15 protein-coding genes and 1 tRNA gene are annotated in these 18,517 nt (G+C 54.6%); 11 read left to right on the forward strand and 5 right to left on the reverse strand.

Annotation, left to right across the window (positions count from 1 at the left end; translation table 11 throughout):
- Positions 1-63 precede the first annotated feature (63 nt).
- From AWR27_RS07020 to AWR27_RS07030, 3 genes are all read left to right on the forward strand, one after another.
- Complete coding sequence (locus tag AWR27_RS07020; protein WP_077130532.1) at positions 64-522, forward strand: hypothetical protein; 459 nt, start codon at positions 64-66, stop codon at positions 520-522.
- A 6-nt stretch (positions 523-528) separates the two neighbouring features.
- On the forward strand, positions 529-1,860 hold the full coding sequence (locus AWR27_RS07025; protein WP_077130533.1) for an MFS transporter: 1,332 nt from the start codon (positions 529-531) through the stop codon (positions 1,858-1,860).
- Positions 1,861-1,921: 61 nt separating this feature from the next.
- Positions 1,922-1,996, forward strand: a tRNA-Val gene (locus AWR27_RS07030).
- A gap of 35 nt (positions 1,997-2,031) precedes the next feature.
- On the opposite strand, the gene AWR27_RS07035 is transcribed toward AWR27_RS07030, so the two are convergent.
- The 4 genes from AWR27_RS07035 to AWR27_RS07050 form a co-directional block, all read right to left on the reverse strand.
- On the reverse strand, positions 2,032-3,063 hold the full coding sequence (locus tag AWR27_RS07035; RefSeq protein WP_077130534.1) for an MlaD family protein: 1,032 nt from the start codon (positions 3,061-3,063) through the stop codon (positions 2,032-2,034).
- 170 nt (positions 3,064-3,233) lie between these two features.
- Entirely contained in the window at positions 3,234-3,980 is a 747-nt protein-coding gene (locus AWR27_RS07040; protein ID WP_077130535.1) for an ABC transporter ATP-binding protein, read from the reverse strand.
- Between the two features lie 136 nt (positions 3,981-4,116).
- Complete coding sequence (locus AWR27_RS07045; RefSeq protein ID WP_077130536.1) at positions 4,117-4,929, reverse strand: MlaE family ABC transporter permease; 813 nt, start codon at positions 4,927-4,929, stop codon at positions 4,117-4,119.
- A 158-nt stretch (positions 4,930-5,087) separates the two neighbouring features.
- A complete protein-coding gene (locus AWR27_RS07050; RefSeq protein WP_232325998.1) occupies positions 5,088-5,885 on the reverse strand; it encodes a lytic transglycosylase domain-containing protein in 798 nt (265 codons plus the stop codon).
- Positions 5,886-6,057: 172 nt separating this feature from the next.
- Here AWR27_RS07050 and AWR27_RS07055 point away from each other — a divergent pair, with 172 nt between their 5' ends.
- Positions 6,058-6,900 carry a CvfB family protein gene (locus tag AWR27_RS07055; protein ID WP_077130537.1) on the forward strand — a complete coding sequence of 281 codons (843 nt, stop codon included), beginning with the start codon at positions 6,058-6,060 and terminating at the stop codon, positions 6,898-6,900.
- A 2-nt stretch (positions 6,901-6,902) separates the two neighbouring features.
- On the opposite strand, the gene AWR27_RS07060 is transcribed toward AWR27_RS07055, so the two are convergent.
- On the reverse strand, positions 6,903-8,153 hold the full coding sequence (locus tag AWR27_RS07060; RefSeq protein WP_077130538.1) for a cation:dicarboxylate symporter family transporter: 1,251 nt from the start codon (positions 8,151-8,153) through the stop codon (positions 6,903-6,905).
- 182 nt (positions 8,154-8,335) lie between these two features.
- Between AWR27_RS07060 and AWR27_RS07065 the strand changes: the two genes are divergently transcribed.
- From AWR27_RS07065 to AWR27_RS07095, 7 genes are all read left to right on the forward strand, one after another.
- Complete coding sequence (locus tag AWR27_RS07065; protein WP_083732771.1) at positions 8,336-8,926, forward strand: RNA polymerase sigma factor; 591 nt, start codon at positions 8,336-8,338, stop codon at positions 8,924-8,926.
- Between the two features lie 49 nt (positions 8,927-8,975).
- Positions 8,976-10,130 carry a FecR family protein gene (locus AWR27_RS07070; RefSeq protein WP_077130540.1) on the forward strand — a complete coding sequence of 385 codons (1,155 nt, stop codon included), beginning with the start codon at positions 8,976-8,978 and terminating at the stop codon, positions 10,128-10,130.
- A gap of 14 nt (positions 10,131-10,144) precedes the next feature.
- On the forward strand, positions 10,145-13,570 hold the full coding sequence (locus AWR27_RS07075) for a SusC/RagA family TonB-linked outer membrane protein (protein WP_083732772.1): 3,426 nt from the start codon (positions 10,145-10,147) through the stop codon (positions 13,568-13,570).
- A 96-nt stretch (positions 13,571-13,666) separates the two neighbouring features.
- Positions 13,667-15,037, forward strand: coding sequence for a RagB/SusD family nutrient uptake outer membrane protein (locus tag AWR27_RS07080; RefSeq protein WP_077130541.1), 1,371 nt, complete (start codon positions 13,667-13,669; stop codon positions 15,035-15,037).
- Positions 15,038-15,143: 106 nt separating this feature from the next.
- Positions 15,144-16,346 (forward strand): mandelate racemase/muconate lactonizing enzyme family protein, encoded by a 1,203-nt coding sequence (locus tag AWR27_RS07085; RefSeq protein ID WP_077130542.1) that lies wholly within the window; start codon positions 15,144-15,146, stop codon positions 16,344-16,346.
- A gap of 11 nt (positions 16,347-16,357) precedes the next feature.
- Positions 16,358-17,383 carry a hypothetical protein gene (locus tag AWR27_RS07090; RefSeq protein ID WP_232325999.1) on the forward strand — a complete coding sequence of 342 codons (1,026 nt, stop codon included), beginning with the start codon at positions 16,358-16,360 and terminating at the stop codon, positions 17,381-17,383.
- Between the two features lie 50 nt (positions 17,384-17,433).
- Entirely contained in the window at positions 17,434-18,516 is a 1,083-nt protein-coding gene (locus AWR27_RS07095) for a WD40 repeat domain-containing protein (RefSeq protein WP_077130543.1), read from the forward strand.
- The last annotated feature ends 1 nt before the right edge of the window (position 18,517 follow it).

Below are 18,517 nucleotides of genomic sequence, written 5' to 3' on the forward strand. Positions count from 1 at the left end.
TCAGCACATCGGCTGTAGTCTATTCGTTATCTGCCGGCGTCAGTGCTTCGGCTTTACATACCTATGAAAACGCGCTTTTCCAAAACACTCCTGCTTTTGTTTGTCGCTCTGGCGAGCCTGACGGCCTGCAAAAAAGATGACCCGGCCACGCCGTCAGCGGCCTCGCAGACCGAACTGCTGGTTGCCAACAACTGGCAGACGTCCCGCGTAACTACGGTAGACGGGCAGACTATCAACCGCAACCGGCTGAACATCGCGACGCAGATACTATTCGAGCTGAAAATGCAGTTCCGGGCCGATGGGCGGGTGAGTGCGCTCGACCCAAACCAGTCGAATCAGATCATTAACGGCGGCACCTGGAAACTCGCGGCTGATAATCAGTCGATAGACGTAGACGTGACAGGCTTTAAAGGTAATTTTCCTATCGTGCAGCTTTCACGCTCCCGGCTTATATTGCGGCAGAACGCTCCCGTCGATGGCAAAGCCACGGACATTAATCTGGAATTTGACCCGGTGCTGTAACAAAACGTGAAAAATAATCCCCGCATTCTTAGTGCCTGGGCGTTTTATGACTGGGCTAATTCGGTACACGCCCTCGTTATTGTATCCAGCATTTTTCCGGTTTATTTCTCGGCAACGGCCCTTAATGAAGCGGGTGGGCCGGTGATACGTTTTCTGGGTTTTCAGATTAAAAATTCAGTACTGTTTTCCTACACCATATCGGCGGCTTTCCTGTTTACCGCCCTGCTGTCGCCTATCTGTACGGCCATTGCCGACTACAGCGGTCGCAAAAAGGCGTTTATGAAAGCGTTTTGCTACCTCGGTGCCGTGAGTTGCAGCCTGCTGGTTTTCTTCACCCGCGACACCACCACGGTTGCTGTTATCTGCTTCTGGCTCAGCCTGATTGGCTGGAGCGGCAGCATCGTTTTTTACAATTCGTATCTGCCCGATATTGCCACCGAAGATCAGTTCGACCGGGTGAGCGCACGGGGCTACTCGATGGGCTATGTTGGCAGCGTGTTGCTGATGATCCTGAACTTAGTAGTGATTCTAAAGCGGGAGTGGTTTGGCAATATTTCCGAAGGGCTGGCTTCGCGCCTTGCCTTTCTGACGGTAGGCTTGTGGTGGGCCGGATTCGCTCAGATTCCGTTCAATCGCCTGCCCAACCCGGTTCGGCCTGCTACCACGCCCGGCCCACCCGCCGACGGGCGACTCCGTTACCTGCTCAATGGCTTTCGCGAACTGCGGCAGGTATGGGCTGAGGTGAAGCAACAAACGCTCATCAGGCGGTTTTTGGTCTCGTTTTTCGTGTATAGCATGGGCGTGCAGACGGTCATGTACGTGGCTACGATTTTCGGCTCCGATGAGTTGAAAATGAGTGGCTCAAGCCTGATTGTGCTGGTGTTGCTGTTGCAGTTGGTCGCCATTCCGGGGGCTTATGGCTTCTCGCGGCTGTCGGAGCGGGTGGGTAATACCTACGCGCTGATGGTGGCGGTGGTTATCTGGATTGGCATCTGTGCCGGTGCTTACGCCATCCGTACCGAATCGCAGTTTTTCGTACTGGCGGGCGTAGTCGGGTTGGTGATGGGGGGCATTCAATCGCTGTCGCGGTCGACCTACGCCAAGCTGATTCCTGCCACCCACGACACGGCGTCGTATTTTAGTTTCTACGACGTAACGGAGAAATTATCTATTGTTTTCGGTACGCTGGCTTACGGCCTGATCGAGCAACTGACCGGCAGCATGCGCAATTCGGTGCTGGCCCTGCTGGGCTTCTTCGTCGTGGGGTTTTTGTTGCTCTGGCGCATTCCGTCGCAAAAAATCTATGCCACCCGCTTGCAAACCGAAGGCATCGTGTAGTATGTTTGCAAACCAATGCGTGAACAACTGTTGACTGTTCGCTCTTGGCTGTTCACTGTAAAGGAGGTTAGCTCAGTTGGTTCAGAGCGCTGCTTTGACAGAGCAGAGGTCAGCGGTTCGAGCCCGCTACTTCCTACCCGGCCCCGCTAATCGCATCGATTGGCGGGGCTTTTATAGTTTCCCGTTTGCCGCTGCCGTACTATCAGCTTTTCGTTTTTCGGCTTCTTTGGCCTGTTTGCGGAAGTAGCCACGCAGCAGGAAATTGTTTTGAGCCGCTCTCAGGTCTTCATTCAGCAGTTGGCTGCCCCGGTTCAGGTTGCGGAGCGTGCTGCGGAGATTGCCCGCCGTTTCTTCATCCGTGAGCAGTACGCCCAGCGGACTGTTGGCGTTGTTGAGCTTCTCCGATGCCCGGTTAATATTCTGCGACGTCTGGTTCAGGTTCGACACCGCCTGATTGGCAGAGTTGGCCGCGTTCTCAAACTGACCCACCGACCGGCTCAACCGCCGAAAGACCGTTGTATCGGTCACTAACTCATTCGCCAGGGTGCCTTTGTTGTTTAAGTTACTGGCAAACTGCGAAACCGTGCGGGTCAGTTGCACCGTATTTTCCGATGCCCGGTTCAGGTTCGTTAATGTATTACGGAAACGGTCGGCCAGCACCGAGTCGGTCATAACGGCCCCAACCGTGCCTTTGCCGCGCTTGATGTTGCCTACCAGCTCTTTCACGTCGTTCGTGACTTTCAGCAGGTTATTACTATTCTCCTGAAGCGTTTCGAGCAGTTTGTCGGAGCTTACGGCACCAATGGTTTTTAGCCGGTCGCCGTCTTCAATGGGAGCGGCTTTGGTGGTGCCGCCAAAAATCTGGACAATCTTATTGCCAATCAGCCCGTCGGAGCCAATAGTGGCATTGGCGTCTTTTCGGATAAACTCGGTCGCATTTTCCTCGATGTTCATATCGACTTCTATCTGCGACGGACTCAGAAAATGAATACGCTTGATATTGCCGATTTTCACGCCCGAAAACCAGACGTTGTTGCCCACTTTCAGACCACCCACGTCGTTGAAAACGGCGATTACTTTGATGCTCCGGGTAAATCGCTTCTGCTGACCGCCCAGCACGAACACGCCTGCAATGAAAATCAGGATACCCAAAGCGACAAAAATTCCGACAGTGACCGTTCGTTTATTTGATTCGGTTGACATGCTTCTGTTTGTTTACTGTTCCGCTTGCTGTGTAAATTGCGTGAGACCATTGTTACACAGAGATGCGCTGAGAGAAAGAAGATACACGGAGATTTTCTTAAAATCTTTCTCTGAGTATCTCCTTTTTCTTAGTGAATCTCTGTGCTATAGCCATTTCACACATAATGTGTTTAATTGACAAAGTTGTAATTGTAAAACTGCTGTACGCGCTCGTCGGGGTCGGCAAAAACTTCCTCGAACGTGCCGACGCGCTCGAATTTGCCATCGAGCAGCATTGCCACGCGGTCGCCTACGGTTTTGGCGCAGGTGAGGTCGTGCGTGATTACGATGGAGGTTGCCCGGTAGCGTTCGCGCACTTCATTGATCAGGTTATTGATGTCGATACTCGTGATGGGGTCAAGCCCGGCAGTGGGTTCATCGTAGAGCATAATTTCGGGTTTCAGAATCAGCGTGCGGGCAATACCGATGCGTTTGCGCTGCCCGCCCGATAGCTCCGACGGCATTTGGTTGATGGTCTGCGACAGGCCCACGTCGTCTAAGGCTTCTTCAACGGCGCGGTTAATGTCGGCCCGGCTCAGGTTGCGCACATTGCGAACGAGCGGAAACTCCAGGTTCTCACGAATGCTCATGCTATCGTACAACGCGCTGTTCTGGAACGAGAACCCAACTTTCAGCCGAAACGCGTCTAATGCTTTGCCGCTCAGTTCCTCTACTTCCTGCCCCAGCACGTTTACGCGCCCGCTATCGGGTTTGAGCAGGCCTACAATAATTTTAATCAGCACCGACTTCCCTGTTCCAGACCGCCCCAGCACCACCACGTTTTCGCCCCGATATACGTCGAGGTCAACGCCCCGCAGCACGTGCAGGTCGCCAAATGATTTGCGCAGGTTGCGGATAGAGATAATGGCGTCTTTCATAGTTGAATGGTTGGATGGTTGGATGGTTGAATGGTTGGATGGTTGAATGGTTGAATGATAGAATGGTTGAATGATAGGATGGGCGGAGACCATACATTCAATCATTCTATCATTCAACCATTCTATCATTCAATGTTTAGTTTCCCCGGATCGCATTGGCAATCTGTAGCGACAGCAGTTCTTCGATAAATACTAAAAACATGGCCGTTACGACCGAGGCATTGGCGGCTTTGCCTACGCCTTCGGTGCCTTTCGACGAATGGTAGCCCTTATAACAGCCTACCATCCCGATAGTAAAGCCAAAGACCGTCGATTTGATAATAGCTGAGAAAATATCCAAATAGGTAAGTGCTCCGAACACTTCCTGAATGAACGTCGTGAAACTGGTCTCTTCGTTCTGATTTACGTTGATGTACGCGCCCATGAGTGCAATAAACGTGGTGTACATCGTCAGAATCGGGATGGTAATGGTGGTTGCCAGTACCCGCGTTACGACCAAAAATTTAAACGGATTTGTACCCGAAACCTCCATCGCGTCGATCTGTTCGGTTACGTTCATCGAACCGATTTCAGCTCCGATACTCGATCCCACTTTCCCGGCAGCAATCAGAGCCGTAACGAGCGGGCCCAATGCCCGCACAACCGCGATGGCAATCAGCGAAGGAAGCCACGACGTAGCACCAAACTCGCTCAGCGAGGGGCGCGATTGGTTCGTAAAAACGATGCCGGTGATAAAACCCGTGGTTGAAATCAGCAGCAGCGACCGATAGCCGACTTCGTAACACTGCCGAATAATCTCCTTGAACTCGTAAGGAGGCAGCACCGCTTCGCGAAAGAAGCGGCCCATAAACGCCGATACGTCGGCTAAGTTGAGAAAAAAACGGTCGAGTCGGCGGGTCAGAACGGGCCGGGTCGAAGCCGAATCAGAAGAATTGGTGTCAGATTGCATTCAACGTTAAGCATAGTGCAGGCCAAATGGCCGGGCGAATCTATGCTAATAACTACAATCTGCCAACAGGGTTTTAAGGAAGTGATGAGTGATGAGCGATGAACGATGAGCGGCTGACGTACAAATACTCATCACTCATCGTTCATCACTCATCACTATTACGATTGCCAGGCGGGGGCGGGGGTCAGAAACGATGCGTATTCGTTGGGGCGCGACAGCACCTCTTTGTAGACCAGTACCCGGAACAGGTAGTAGCGGGTTTCGCGGGGGAGGTTCATGCGGTAATAATCGCGATGACCGTGGCGTTTCAGTTGATTTTTGATGTAGCCCGGCCCAACGTTATACGCTGCCGCTACCAGCGACCACGACCCCAGCACGTCGTAGAGCCGACGCAGATACCGACAGGCGGCATCGGTTGCTTTCACCACATTGAACCGCTCATCAACGCGCCCGCCCACGCGCAGGCCGAGTTCGCGGGCGGTGCCGGGCATCAGTTGCCAGTAGCCAGCCGCACCCATGCGCGATACGGCTTTAGGACGTAAACCGCTCTCAGCCAATGGGATATATCGGAAATCGTCGGGAATGTCGTATTTTTCCATGATCGGCTCGATGATCGGAAAGAAAGCCTCCGCTCGTTGGCGGAGGTTGCCGAGATCAGCCGCGTGGGGCCGAAACAGGGTGAAGACGTGCTTCCAGCGGTTGACCACGTCGGTTTGGTCGATTGGCAAACATTCACCGCAAAAATTAACGTCGGCCAGCAGTGGCAATTCGGGGGCTGTAAGAGCAGATGTGAGGGTCGTTCGCGGCATAAGCCGGGTAGCGTCGGGCGGGGCCAATCCAGGCCGGGCCACGAGAGGTCGGGCTGCTGCGCCAACGCTGGCTGGGTCGGCAACTGGAATTGGAGGAGGAATAAATCTGGCGGCTACACTAACAACAGGCCGCAGGGCAGTAAGCAAAATGGATAAACCAACTCGTTTAAGCAAAACTGTACTTGGATGATGATAAGTCTATAACGGCGATAGCCTTTGTTTAGTGCCTTGATTATCAGACCTAAATAGGTTACAACATGGTGATAGTTAGTAAAAAATAGCTGAACTTACCCCGAAAAAATCAGACCTTTACGCTGTTATGATTGAAATAGGACGTATCAACACGCTTACGGCTCTGCGCGAAACCAGCGTTGGCTTTTTCCTGAACGAACCCAACGGCCACCCCGACGACGATGTGCTGTTGCCGAATAAGTACATACCTGAAGGCCTGCGCGTCGACGACGACATCGACGTATTTATTTACACCGATTCAGAAGACCGGCCTATTGCTACTACCCTGACGCCCGCCGTGATGCGCGATGAGTTTGCCACATTGCAGGCTGTGGCCGTAACGAACGCAGGCGCGTTTTTAGACTGGGGACTCGAAAAAGACCTGCTCGTGCCGCACCGCGAACAGAGCCGCCCCATGACTGTGGGGCAGTGGTACGTAGTATTCGTGTATTTAGACGAAACTACCAACCGGCTTGTAGCGTCGAGTAAAATAGGTAAGTTTTTAGACCCCGACGTACAGGATTTATACGAAGGCGATGAGGTTCAATTATTGGCTTATGAACGCACCGACCTCGGCCTCAACGTAATTATCAACAACCGCTACAAGGGGCTGATTTACGCCAACGAAATGTTTCGGATAGTGCGCCCCGGCGATCCGGCCATTGGCTACATCAAGCGCGTTCGCGACGATGGCGGCATCGATGTAAGTCTGCAACGCGCCGGTTTCGAGAACGTTGAGCCGAATGCCCAGCGGATTTTAGCCACGCTTAAAGCCGAAAATGGGTTTTTGCCACTGACCGATTACAGCGAACCGGGCGAGATTTACAAGACGCTCGAAATGAGCAAGAAAACGTTTAAAAAAGCCATCGGTACACTGTACAAAGAACGCCGGATTACACTGGAAACCGATGGTATCCGATTGGTAAACTAACCTCATCGGCGCACGTAATCGATATTATCCTGCTGAATGTCTTCGGTTTGCTGTACGTTGGCAAACGCGTGTTCCAGTTTGGCGCGGTCGAGTTCGCCTTCGTTGCTGGCTAACCAGAGCGTGGCTACGCCGTTGCCGATGAAGTTGGTGATGCTGCGGGCTTCCGACATGAACCGATCAACGCCCAGCAGCAGGGCCAGCCCTTCGAGCGGTATTACCTGAATGGCCTGCAACGTGCTTGCCAGCACAATGAACCCGCTGCCCGTTACCCCCGCTGCCCCTTTCGACGTTACCATCAGAATACCAATAATAGTTAGTAACTGACTCATAGTCAGCTCAACGCCGTAGACCTGTGCCAGAAATAACGTCGCCATCGAGAGGTAGATGGTTGTGCCGTCGAGGTTGAACGAATAACCTGCCGGAACCACCAGCCCGACTACCGATTTGCTGACCCCGGCCCGTTCGAGCTTTTCCATTAAACTCGGCAGGGCTGCTTCCGACGACGACGTACCCAGCACAATCAGCAACTCCTCGCGTATATAGCGCAGAAACCGCAGCAACGAAATCCGGTAAGTTCGCAGAATCAGCCACAGCACCCCGAAAATAAACAGGGCCATTGTGGTGTAAACCGTAATCATCAGCTTGCCCAGCGGCAGCAGCGTTGCCAGTCCATATTTGCCAATGGTAAACGCCATGCCGCCGAACGCACCGATGGGCGCGAACAGCATCACCAAATGCAGCCCTTTGAACACCCACTTCGAGGCTACCGATAAGTAGCTTACAATCTGGTCTTTAGCCGAAACCCGGTTGAGCACAACGCCCAGCACAATGGCCAGCAGCAATACCTGAATGGTGGTGTTGTCCAAGAAAAAATTCAGCCAGCTAAACTCAGCCGCGCCTTTGGTGTATTTCGAGATGTCAGCACTGCTTTGTTTGGCCACCACGCCGTCGCCGGGCCGGATGATGTTGGCAACCAGAATCCCAATCAACAGGGCAAGCGTGGTTACGATCTCAAAGTACAAAATGGCCTTGCCGCCCACGCGCCCCACTTTCTTGAGGTCGCTCATGCCTACGATGCCGAGCGTAATGGTCAGGAAAATAATGGGGTTGATAAACAGCTTGACAATGCTGATAAATGTTTTGCCCAGCACCTCCATCCGAACGGCGGTATCGGGGGCAAAATGGCCCAGCAAAGCCCCAGCCGTAATAGCCGTAAGCACCCAGAACGTGAGGTTGGTAACGATTTTTTTCATTGGGAGAAAGGCTATGAACCTGCGTTGGCCGAAAAGCCACCGGACAATCGATTTCTATAAGAACGCTCTTTCGATACTTTACCCCAATCGGCCTGCGAAAACAAACCCCGTATCGGTAGATTTATAGATGATTGTTGTTTTTATCATATAATCTGCACGCCTGTCGGTGACTTGAACGCTCTATGCACTTATCTTCGTCTGTTCCGTCTGAACAAGTAGCCGATTTGATGCGGCAGCACTACAACACGCTGTTCGACTACGGTCTGAAGCTAACCAATCATGACGAAGACCTGACCAAAGACTGTATTCAGGACGTGTTTGTTGCCTTCTGGAACCATCGTGCCGAGTGGGGCCAGATTCAATCGGTGAAGGCGTATTTGTTGATTGCATTGCGCAACCGGATTACCGACGCTCAGCGGGCCAACCGGCGATTTGTGCCGCTGCTCACGTTTCCTGATGCCGACGAATCGGAAACGGTGCTTGCTTTCTCGATGCCCGAAGAACCCGCACTGGATGGCGGCACGTCGGCCCAGCACCTCAAACGGGCGTTCGAGTCGTTGTCGCGTCGGCAGCGCGAAGCCGTTTACCTCCGCTACTACAATGAAATGAGCTATACCGACGTAGCCGCCGTGATGGGCGTAAAAGAACGGACGGTTTACAATCTGGTTCACGAAGGTTTACAGCAGTTGCGCCAGCAACTGACCCCTGCCCGGTGGATTATGCTGGCCGGCCTGATGGCTGGGTTACTATTTTTTCTAAAAATTTTCGTATAAATTCCGGTAAAAAACAAGCGGGTCTTCGTCCTGTACAAAAAACAACAGGATGGAGAACCCGTATACCACTCCCGGCGATCTGGCTGACGACGCGTCGTTTCGGGCGTTTGTGCGACGAACCGACCCGGTAGCCGTACAGCACTGGACCGAATGGCTGGCGCGTCACCCCGAACGAGCTGCCGACGTTGACGAGGCTGCACACCTGGTTCGCCACCTCGATGCGTACCGTCCGCGCCAGCTTGCCAAACAGGCTATTGAGCGCGAAATTGATCGGCTGACGCAACGACTCGAACGTGAGAACAGCACGCCGGTGGCCGATAGCAGCCCCGATGTTACGCCTGTAAGGCCCCTGCGCTGGTGGCGAAATACCACTTTTCGGCAGATAGCGGCTGCGTCGGTGCTTACGTTACTCGCAACCTGCGGACTGTACTGGTACATAAATCAGGAAAAACAGCCAGTCAATCAACGCCCTGCCTTAGTGTCGGTACCGCTGCCAGGCCCGACAACACCCCAACCCGCTACCCTGAAAGTGGCCTCCGAACGGCTCACCCAAACTGAGTACGGGCAACGGCGAACCGTGCAACTACCCGACGGTTCGGTCGTGACGCTCAATGCGCATTCAACGCTCGTGCTTTCGCCCGACTGGGGCAGCGGTCGGCGGGAGGTCATCCTGAACGGTGAAGCCTTTTTCCGGGTCAGCAGGCAGCAGCGAAGCGGACGGCCCGTGAAGTTCATCGTGCTGGCGAACAACGTAGCCGTAGACGTGCTGGGTACGCAGTTCAACGTATCGACCCGCAACCGGCGCGTAAAAGTGGTGCTGAACGAAGGGCGCATCCGGCTCAGCGTACTGGCCGACGCTGGCAATACAACCGCCCGAACGCTCGACATGCTGCCTGGTGATCTGGTAGAAGTTTCTGATAAACAGGAAGTAACACTTAACAGCCGGGCTGACGTAGCCGAACATTCTGCCTGGGTTATGGGCGAATTAGTGTTCGATGATACGCCACTGGCCGAAGTGGCTAAGGTCATTCAGGATAACTACGGCTACACCGTCGAGTTTGCTGACCCGACCTTAGCCACCCAACGCCTGACCGCCACGCTGCCCGACCCGAACCTCGACGTGCTGCTCAAAGCCCTCGAAAAAGCGTTCTCGCTGTCGATTACCAAACAAAAAAATACCATCCGATTAGCCCGCAATCAATAGACTCCTATCCGTCAATGAAACGCAACTGTACACGACATCACCAGCTAATCCGGTATGGATTGCTGCTGTCTTTGCTCGGCTGGCCGCTGTTCGGCTCGGCCCAACTGCTACTGGCAAATAACCGCACCCGGCAAACGCTGCCCGACGCGCCCGCAACGCAGCGCACCCAATCGCTCCGGCAGGTGCTAAAAGGGCTGGAAACCCGCTATAACATCCGGTTTGGCTACGATAGTCGCCTGCTCGATGGCAAACCCGCCGTGATTATGCCCGTTGCCGATAATCTCAGTCAAGCCCTCGTTCAACTGCTGACGCCCCTCAACCTGACTTACGAAGCCGTTAGCGACAAACTGATTATTCTGCGCGATGGTCCCGTAGCCGCAACCAATCAACCGGCCCCGCAGGACCGGCGCATTACGGGTCGCGTTACGGCTACCGACAATAGCCAGGCATTGCCCGGTGTGAGTGTCACGCTGAAAGGCACCAACCGGGGTACCACCACCGACGCCGATGGGCAGTATTCGATGAACATTCCTGACCAGGGTGGTACGCTCGTATTTTCGTTCGTGGGGTATCTGTCGCAGGAAGTGGCCGTGGGCAACCGCAACGCAGTCGATGTGAATCTGGCCCCCGACACCCGCGCCCTCAACGAAGTGGTGGTAGTGGGCTATGGCACCGCCCAGCAGCGCGACCTGACCAGTGCCATTACGTCGTTGAAATCGCGCGATTTGCAGAACCAGCCCGTTACCAGTCCCGATGCGCTTTTACAGGGTAAAGCGGCTGGTGTTCAGGTAGTTCAGAACTCCGGTACTCCGGCGGGTGAAATCTTTATTCGTATTCGGGGAACAGCTTCGTTGCTGGGCGAAACCCGGCCTCTGTACGTGGTCGATGGCGTGCCGCTCAACAACTTCGGTGGTACGGTGCTCGACGCGGGCGGGCAGCGGCAATCGGCATTGGCTGACATCAATCCGAACGATATTGAAAGCATCGACATCCTGAAAGATGCAGCCGCAGCCGCCATTTACGGCGCACGGGGCAGCAACGGCGTGGTGCTGATTACGACCAAGCGGGGCCGTTCGGGTAAAGCACGGTTCAACTTCGACGCCTACACGGGTGTGCAGAGCGTAACCAAAAAACTCGATCTGCTCAATGGCGATCAGTTTGTGGAACTGCTACGCGAATCGCTCACCAACCGGGGCCGTAATCCGCTCACCGAGTTTCCGTTCAGCGAGGTAAAACCCACTGGCATCAACACCAACTGGCAGGACGAGATTTTCCGCACGGCACCCATCAGTAACTACAATCTGTCGGTAGCAGGCGGCAACGACAAAGTCAGCACGTTTGCATCGCTGGGTTATTTTCGGCAACAGGGTACGGTAATTGGTCAGGATTACAAACGGTATAACCTGCGCATCAACCTCGATTACCAGGCTACTGACCGGCTCAAAATCGGCACCAGTACGTTGTTGAGCAATGCCCTCCAAAATCGCGTTGCCAACGATTTCAGCGGCTTTTCGATTTTGGCGAATGCGCTCACGCGCAACCCCAACCTGCCCGTGCGTAACCCCGACGGCACCTACCCGCTCGACCCGCTGCTGAACGAAAACCCGGTGATGCTGGCCAATGATATTCTGGCCCAGAGCAATCAGAAGCGCGTCATTGCCAACCTCTATGCCGAGTACCGAATCCTGAATAACCTGACGTTCCGAACCACCTTCGGCATCGATAACCTCGACGACCGGCAGGAGCGGTTCGTGCCGAGCTACGTGATTGCCCGCAACGGACGCGCCGAAGCTTTAGCCGTTGACGCCGACCAGTTTACCTACGTAACCGATAATACGCTGACCTACCGGAAGCAGTTTGGCGATCATACGCTGTCGGTGCTGGGCGGGTTCGGGTTTCAGCGGTCGCAGTCGAATTTCTTGCAGGCGGGCGGGCAAACGGCTGGCTCGAACATCATCAAAACCATCGCCATTGCCGACCCGTATATTCCGCTTCACAACATCTCGGAGTGGGCTTTGCTGTCGTATTTTGGTCGGGCCAGCTACAATTACAAAGACAAATACCTGGCCGATGCCAGTTTTCGGGTCGATGGCAGCAGCCGGTTCGGGGCCAACAAACGCTACGGCGTATTTCCGGCCTTGTCGGTAGGCTGGCGTGTCTCGGAAGAGCCATTCCTGAAAGGAAGTTCGGTTGTCAACGACCTGAAAATCAGAGCAGGATACGGCGTTACGGGCAATCAGGAAGGGCTGGGTGGCGACTATCCCGCACTGGCCCTTTACGGCACTGGCCGCAACTACGATGGCAACCCCGGCATTGGGCAAGCCAATATCCCGAACCCCGAACTCGGCTGGGAATCGACCGCAGCGGCCAACGTAGGCGTCGACGTGTCGGTGCTTAACAACCGCATCGCGTTCACGGCAGAAGCCTATCTGAAACGTACCACCGACCTGATTTTTGAACGGCAACTGCCCTGGACGTCGGGTTTTGGTGGCATTGGCAACGCCAACATTGGGGCCATGGAAAACCGGGGGCTTGAGTTCACGCTCAACACCCGCAACCTGACGGGCGCGTTTAAATGGACGACCAATTTTAACATCTCGTTCAACCGCAACCGAATTACGGCCCTGCCCAACAACGGTCGGCTGGGGTCCGATTTCATCTTCAAACTGCCCGATGCTTACGGCGTTGAAGGCCCTTACAGCATTTACCGCATCGGTGAGTCGGTCGGTAATTTCTACGGCTACCGGTTCTTCGGCGTGTATGCCACCGACGAAGACGTGCCGCGCATTCCTGACACCCCCGACCGGCGCGTTACCGACCTCTACGAACGTGGAGTACGCGGGGGAGAAGCCTCGTTTCAGGATGTTAATAACGATGGGTTTATCTCGCGCAACGACGACCGCGTGCTGATTGGAAACGCGCTACCGCTGCACATCGGCGGTATTACCAACACGTTCAGCTACAAAGGTTTTGAGCTGAGCGCGGTGATTAACTGGTCGTATGGCAATAGCATCTATAACATGACGCGGGGCGTATTGACGGGTATGATTGAAGACCTCAATCAAAGCACCGAAGTGCTGACCCGCTGGCGTAAATCGGGCGATGTCACCAACGTACCCAAAGCCCTGTACGGCTCAAACTCGCTGAGTGGTGCGGCTCCTACCGACGTATCGAGCCGCTACCTCGAAGACGGTTCGTTTCTGCGGTTCCGCAACATCACGCTGAGCTATAACCTGCCGCAGCCACTCATTAACCGCGCTGGTTTGAGCAACGCCCGGTTGTACGTAAGCGGTCAGAACCTGATTACCATTACGAATTACAGCGGTTTCGACCCCGAAAGCCAGAACACGGGCGGAGGTCGCATTCCGTCGCTGGGCGTCGATTACCTGACTCAGCCACAGGCGCGGGTCGTTACGTTTGGGTTGAGCGTAGGATTTTAAAAAAAATACCTCCAACCCCCTGAAGGGGGCTATCCCGACCCTAAAGGAGTTAGAAGAAGCCCCCTTCAGGGGGTTGGGGGCGAAAACATACGAGTAATGAAAACGATTTATAAACTGTCTCTTTGCGCGGCCCTGTTGGGAGTGTCAGGCTGCGCCGACCAATTAGAACTGGCACCGCCGAGTGCCATTGTGGCTCCCAACTTCTGGAAAACGGCGGGCGATGCCGAAGCGGGCCTGATGAGTGCCTACAGCGGGATGCAGAACCCGATGTGGCAAAATTTTGTGACGGTGCCGCTGGTTTTGGCCGACGACGTGCGGGCCAACAGCGGGGGTAATTTTACCCGCCACGAAGGGTTTGTGGCTACGCCTGTACACGGCAATATTCAGGACGTTTGGCGGGAGACGTATTTCGCCATTCATGCCGCTAACGACGTAATCGCCAACGCACCGGCCATCAACGACCCGGCTCTGAACAAAGACCGCGTGCTGGGCGAAGCTTATTTTATTCGGGGCTGGGCGTTTTATCAGCTCACGCTGCTGTTCGGAAAGATTCCGCTGCCGCTACAGCCTTCAAAATCGGCAACGCAGGATTTCAATATCAAACGTAGTGAAGTAGCGGAGGTGTATCAGCAGATTTTCAAAGACTTGCTCGAAGCCGAGAAACTGTTGCCCACTACGCACACTAACCGGGCACGGGCGGCCAAAGGGTCGGCGCGGGCGTGGCTGGCAAAAGCCTATCTGCAACAGCCGCAACCCGATTATACCAAAGCGTTAGCTGAATGCGAGGAAATTATGGCCGATACCCAATACCGGTTGTTGCCGGGAACCAACTACGCCGATATTTTTACGGCGGGCAAGCAAAATACGGCGGAAACCATTTTTGAACTATCGTTCCGGCCCAGCACGGCTACCGAAGGCCACGGTCTCGACCGGGAGTTTGTACCGTTTCAGGGTGCCGACTTCCGGGTGCGGCCTACGACCAACATTATCAACGCGTTCGCGGCCAGCGTCGGCGACTTGCGGGCACCCGTCACGCTGGGCTTGCACAACAACAACCGGTATATCAAAAAGTACGAACAGGCACCACCCACCACTACCAACCGGGGCTTGCAGGCTTGTAACGTAGTGTTTTTGCGGCTGGCCGATATTGTGCTGCTCCGGGCCGAGTGTCTGAACGAACTGAACCGCACCGCCGAAGCTATTCCGTTCCTGAACCAAATCAGAACCCGCGCCGGGCTGGCTGCTACCACTGCCACCACAAAAGCGCAGGTGAAGCAGGCCATCGAAGACGAACGGTTTCTTGAACTGGCCTTCGAGCCGCACCGCTGGTATGACCTCATCCGCTGGAATAAAGCCGTGGGTGGTGTGCCTAATCTGACCGAAGCTAATCGCGCCCGCATTCTGTGGCCCGTACCGTCGCGGGAGTTGGATTTAAACCCGAATCTGGACCAGAATCCGAGTTACTAACTTACACCCCACCCCAACCCCTCCCCGTTAGGGAGGGGCTAAAACCATCCGGTTCGCAAAGCCCCTCCCTAAAGGGGAGGGGTTGGGGTGGGGTTAACATAACACGATGGCTAACCGAAGAGAATTTTTGACAAAAGCGAGCCTGCTGGCCGTGGGTTCATTGGCGGGCGTAATGCCGGGCTATGCGGCCCCAACGGACATCCCCACCGACATCACCATCAAGGATGTAAAAGGACTGGTGTTTCAGGACGGCTACGACCGGGGCGTGTACGTGCGCATCGAAGCCTCAGACGGTACGGTGGGCTGGGGCGAAAGCAGTGCCAACGGCATTCGGGCCGTGCAAACCATTATCAATGACCTGCTGAAACCACAGGTGCTGGGTAAAAGCCCTTTCGACACCGAACAACTCTGGGAACAGATGTTCTGGAAAAACGTAGACCTGGGGTCGGGTGGGATTCTGACGTACGCCGTGGCTGGCGTCGATTGTGCGCTCTGGGACCTGAAGGCTAAATTCCTCGGTGCCCCCGTTCACCAGCTCATCGGCGGTAAATTTCGCGACCGTGTACCGGCCTACGCCGGATTTGGCATCGGGGGCGGAAAAATGTCGGTCGATGATGCCATAAAACAGGCCGTCAAACTGGGCGAAAAGGGATTCAGAACGGTGAAAATCAGGGCGCAAATCCGCGAATACAACATCAACCCCAAAGACGACCCCAGCCTGAACTATTACACAGCCATTCGGAAAGAGTTGCCCGATTCTGTGAATCTGTTTCTCGACCCCAACGAAGGCTACACGGGCTACCGGGCTATCGAAATAGGCAAACGACTCGAAGGCATGGGCATGACGATTTACGAAAGCCCATGCCCCAACGAGAACCTCGAAGATCTCGCTACGGTGGTCGATGCGCTGACGATTCCGGTGATGGCTGGCGAGAAGTGCTACACCCGCTGGATGGTGCAGGACCTGATCGTGAAAGGCAAACCCGACATGGTCAATACCGATTTTATCAAGTCGGGCGGCATTACCGAAGGACTGAAAATCTGCCACATAGCAGGCTTGCACCACAAGCCCGTGGTGCCACACAACACCAAGCCGATGCAGGGCAGCGCGGCTACCATGCAGATTCTGGCGTCGATTCCCAACTGTGGGCCGCTGGTGGAGTACATCGAAGCCGACAAATACAAAACCATCTGCTCGATTTTCGACGAAGGGATTGAGTTTAAGAACGGTGAGATGCTGTTGCCCAAAGGCAACGGACTGGGATTAGTGATTAATGAAAAACGGGCTAAAGCGTTATTTAAGTACTGATTATCAACAGTATGAACTATAAAAAACTGACAGGTTTCAGAAAGTGTATTGCCTGCTCAAGCCTGTTTATCGGCATATTACCCACGTATGCACAAGTCGGCGGGTTGCGGTTGTCGGTCATTGCCGAACGGCCTTCGCGTCAGGTTGTAGCCGCCTATGAAGGAGCTGATAGAGGAACGGGCAATACGTCCATTGCCTTCGACTCTGCCGATATTTATAAATGGTCGGGTACTTCTAAAGAGAGAGCCGAAAGTTGGGGTTATTTTACGACAGATGGCCGCGAAGTGCCGTACATCAAACGCGACCGCGATCTGGGGCAGACGTTTCTTTACACCGGAAAAACGCTCAAAACGCTTACAGCCATTACGGTGGCAACGGGCTATGGCACCAACGCCGTTCGGCTAAACACGTATCAAAAAGCCGTCTCGATTCAGATTTTTGCCGTTTCGGGCGAGCCGGTGCCGAACGACAATGGTTCAGACGCTACAACCGAAGCCTTCCACGGCTTTCCGCACAACCGCATGGGTGATTCGATTCTGCACCACCGCGACGATTATTTTACGGGCGAAACCTACACCTCGCTGGCCGTGTTTTCGGGAGCCGTTTTTCCCGGCAAACGCGCTTTTGGCTTTGCTACCGAAACAGAAGCCGTATCGCCCGACCATCCCCGGCTGAAGGGCCGATTGCTCCGCTTCAACTTGCCCGCCAGCAAGCCTGTTGTGCTAAAGCCCGGTACGCGATACGCTTTTCTGATAATGCTCGACCGGAAGGGCGACGAATGTGGCTTTACGTTAGCGAATAACTACTACGGCACGTACCCCGACGGACACGGCATCCGGCGCGATGGCAACGGCGTGTTTCCGCCCGCTGCGGCAGACCCGGCGAGAGCGTTTACTGACCCGGCCAATGCCAACGCTTATACATCGGCGCACTTTCCGGCAGATTTTGCGAAGCGAACGGCCATTCCACCCGGCACCAACGGCTACCCCGACGTATGCACCTGGCGCGATTTGTTGTTTTACGTTGAAGCCAAGTAGAGACGCATAGTTGCGTCTTTACTTCTTTGCGTTTTTACTTCACAGAAAATATGATAAAACGCTTGATTTTCCTGGCATTATTGCCCGCAGCGGCTCTGGCGCAGGAGCCGATTTACAATCCCGACGTGCCGGAGGTTTTTCCGGTCTGGCACCGTGTGGCCGATTTTGCGCCCGCCCTGCGTTCGGTAGAGTCGGCCCGGATTTCGCCCGACGGTCGGGTGGCGGTGTCGGCGTCGAAGTTTGGCCCGGCTATTCGGGTGTGGCGCGTGGCCGACGGTACGCTGCTCTGGGAGAAAGACCAGCCTTCAGAAGTTGAATGCGTAGCGTTCGCGCCCGACGGCAAGCGTTTCGTAACGGGCGATGAGGAGTTTATGGTTACGGTCTGGGATACGCAAACGGGCAACATCGTCAAGCGGTTCGAGGTCGATAGCGGGCTGGACGGTATTACGTGGTCGCACGATGGCAAGCTGATTGCAGCAGGTTCTGAAAAGGGCGACGTACTGTTCTGGAACGCCGATACGTTCGCACCGATGGGCAAACTCAACGTTGGTTCAACGGTGAACTCGCTCGATTTCACCCGCGACGATAAGCGGCTGGCCGTGGCGGGCAACAGTCAAACGCCCAATCCCACGACGAAAAAAACCGACTATTTCGGATTTGTTCGGCTTATCGACGTGGGGCGAAAGCAGGTAATCCGCTCCTATGATGGTCCGGTGGGGTCAATTAAGTCAGTACGTGTATCGACCGACGGGCGGCTGGTGGCGAGTGGCGGCTTCGACAACGTGGCCCGCGTGCATGAACTCGAAACCGGTAAATTGCTGCACAGTTTTGCCGAACCGCTCAAGATAGAAGCCGTAGCCTTAACCGGCGACGGTAATTTTCTGGTCACGGGCGGGCATCAGCGCAAAATCACCTTCTACCGCCTGCGCGACGGACAAAAAGTACTGGAGCAGCCCAGTCCCCGGACTGAGTACCTCGATTTTTCGGCAGATGGCCGACTGTTGCTCACGGCCCATGAAGACAGCGGTCTGTTATCGCTGTATTTAATGCAGTCGAATCTGCAACATCAGCCTGATTTGTACCATAAATTAGAGGTGAAGTACCTGCGAAACCGGGATTTGAAAAAGAGGTGAT

It is taken from the genome of Spirosoma montaniterrae, assembly GCF_001988955.1.
In the GTDB taxonomy this organism is placed as follows: Bacteria; Bacteroidota; Bacteroidia; order Cytophagales; family Spirosomataceae; genus Spirosoma; species Spirosoma montaniterrae.

Coding starts and splice junctions, on each gene's coding strand:
- AWR27_RS07020 (WP_077130532.1), top strand. CDS start 64: ATGAAAACGCGCTTTTCCAAAACACTCCTGCTTTTGTTTGTCGCTCTG.
- AWR27_RS07035 (WP_077130534.1), bottom strand. CDS start 3,063: ATGTCAACCGAATCAAATAAACGAACGGTCACTGTCGGAATTTTTGTC.
- AWR27_RS07040 (WP_077130535.1), bottom strand. CDS start 3,980: ATGAAAGACGCCATTATCTCTATCCGCAACCTGCGCAAATCATTTGGC.
- AWR27_RS07045 (WP_077130536.1), bottom strand. CDS start 4,929: ATGCAATCTGACACCAATTCTTCTGATTCGGCTTCGACCCGGCCCGTT.
- AWR27_RS07055 (WP_077130537.1), top strand. CDS start 6,058: ATGATTGAAATAGGACGTATCAACACGCTTACGGCTCTGCGCGAAACC.
- AWR27_RS07060 (WP_077130538.1), bottom strand. CDS start 8,153: ATGAAAAAAATCGTTACCAACCTCACGTTCTGGGTGCTTACGGCTATT.
- AWR27_RS07065 (WP_083732771.1), top strand. CDS start 8,336: ATGCACTTATCTTCGTCTGTTCCGTCTGAACAAGTAGCCGATTTGATG.
- AWR27_RS07070 (WP_077130540.1), top strand. CDS start 8,976: ATGGAGAACCCGTATACCACTCCCGGCGATCTGGCTGACGACGCGTCG.
- AWR27_RS07075 (WP_083732772.1), top strand. CDS start 10,145: ATGAAACGCAACTGTACACGACATCACCAGCTAATCCGGTATGGATTG.
- AWR27_RS07080 (WP_077130541.1), top strand. CDS start 13,667: ATGAAAACGATTTATAAACTGTCTCTTTGCGCGGCCCTGTTGGGAGTG.
- AWR27_RS07085 (WP_077130542.1), top strand. CDS start 15,144: ATGGCTAACCGAAGAGAATTTTTGACAAAAGCGAGCCTGCTGGCCGTG.
- AWR27_RS07090 (WP_232325999.1), top strand. CDS start 16,358: ATGAACTATAAAAAACTGACAGGTTTCAGAAAGTGTATTGCCTGCTCA.
- AWR27_RS07095 (WP_077130543.1), top strand. CDS start 17,434: ATGATAAAACGCTTGATTTTCCTGGCATTATTGCCCGCAGCGGCTCTG.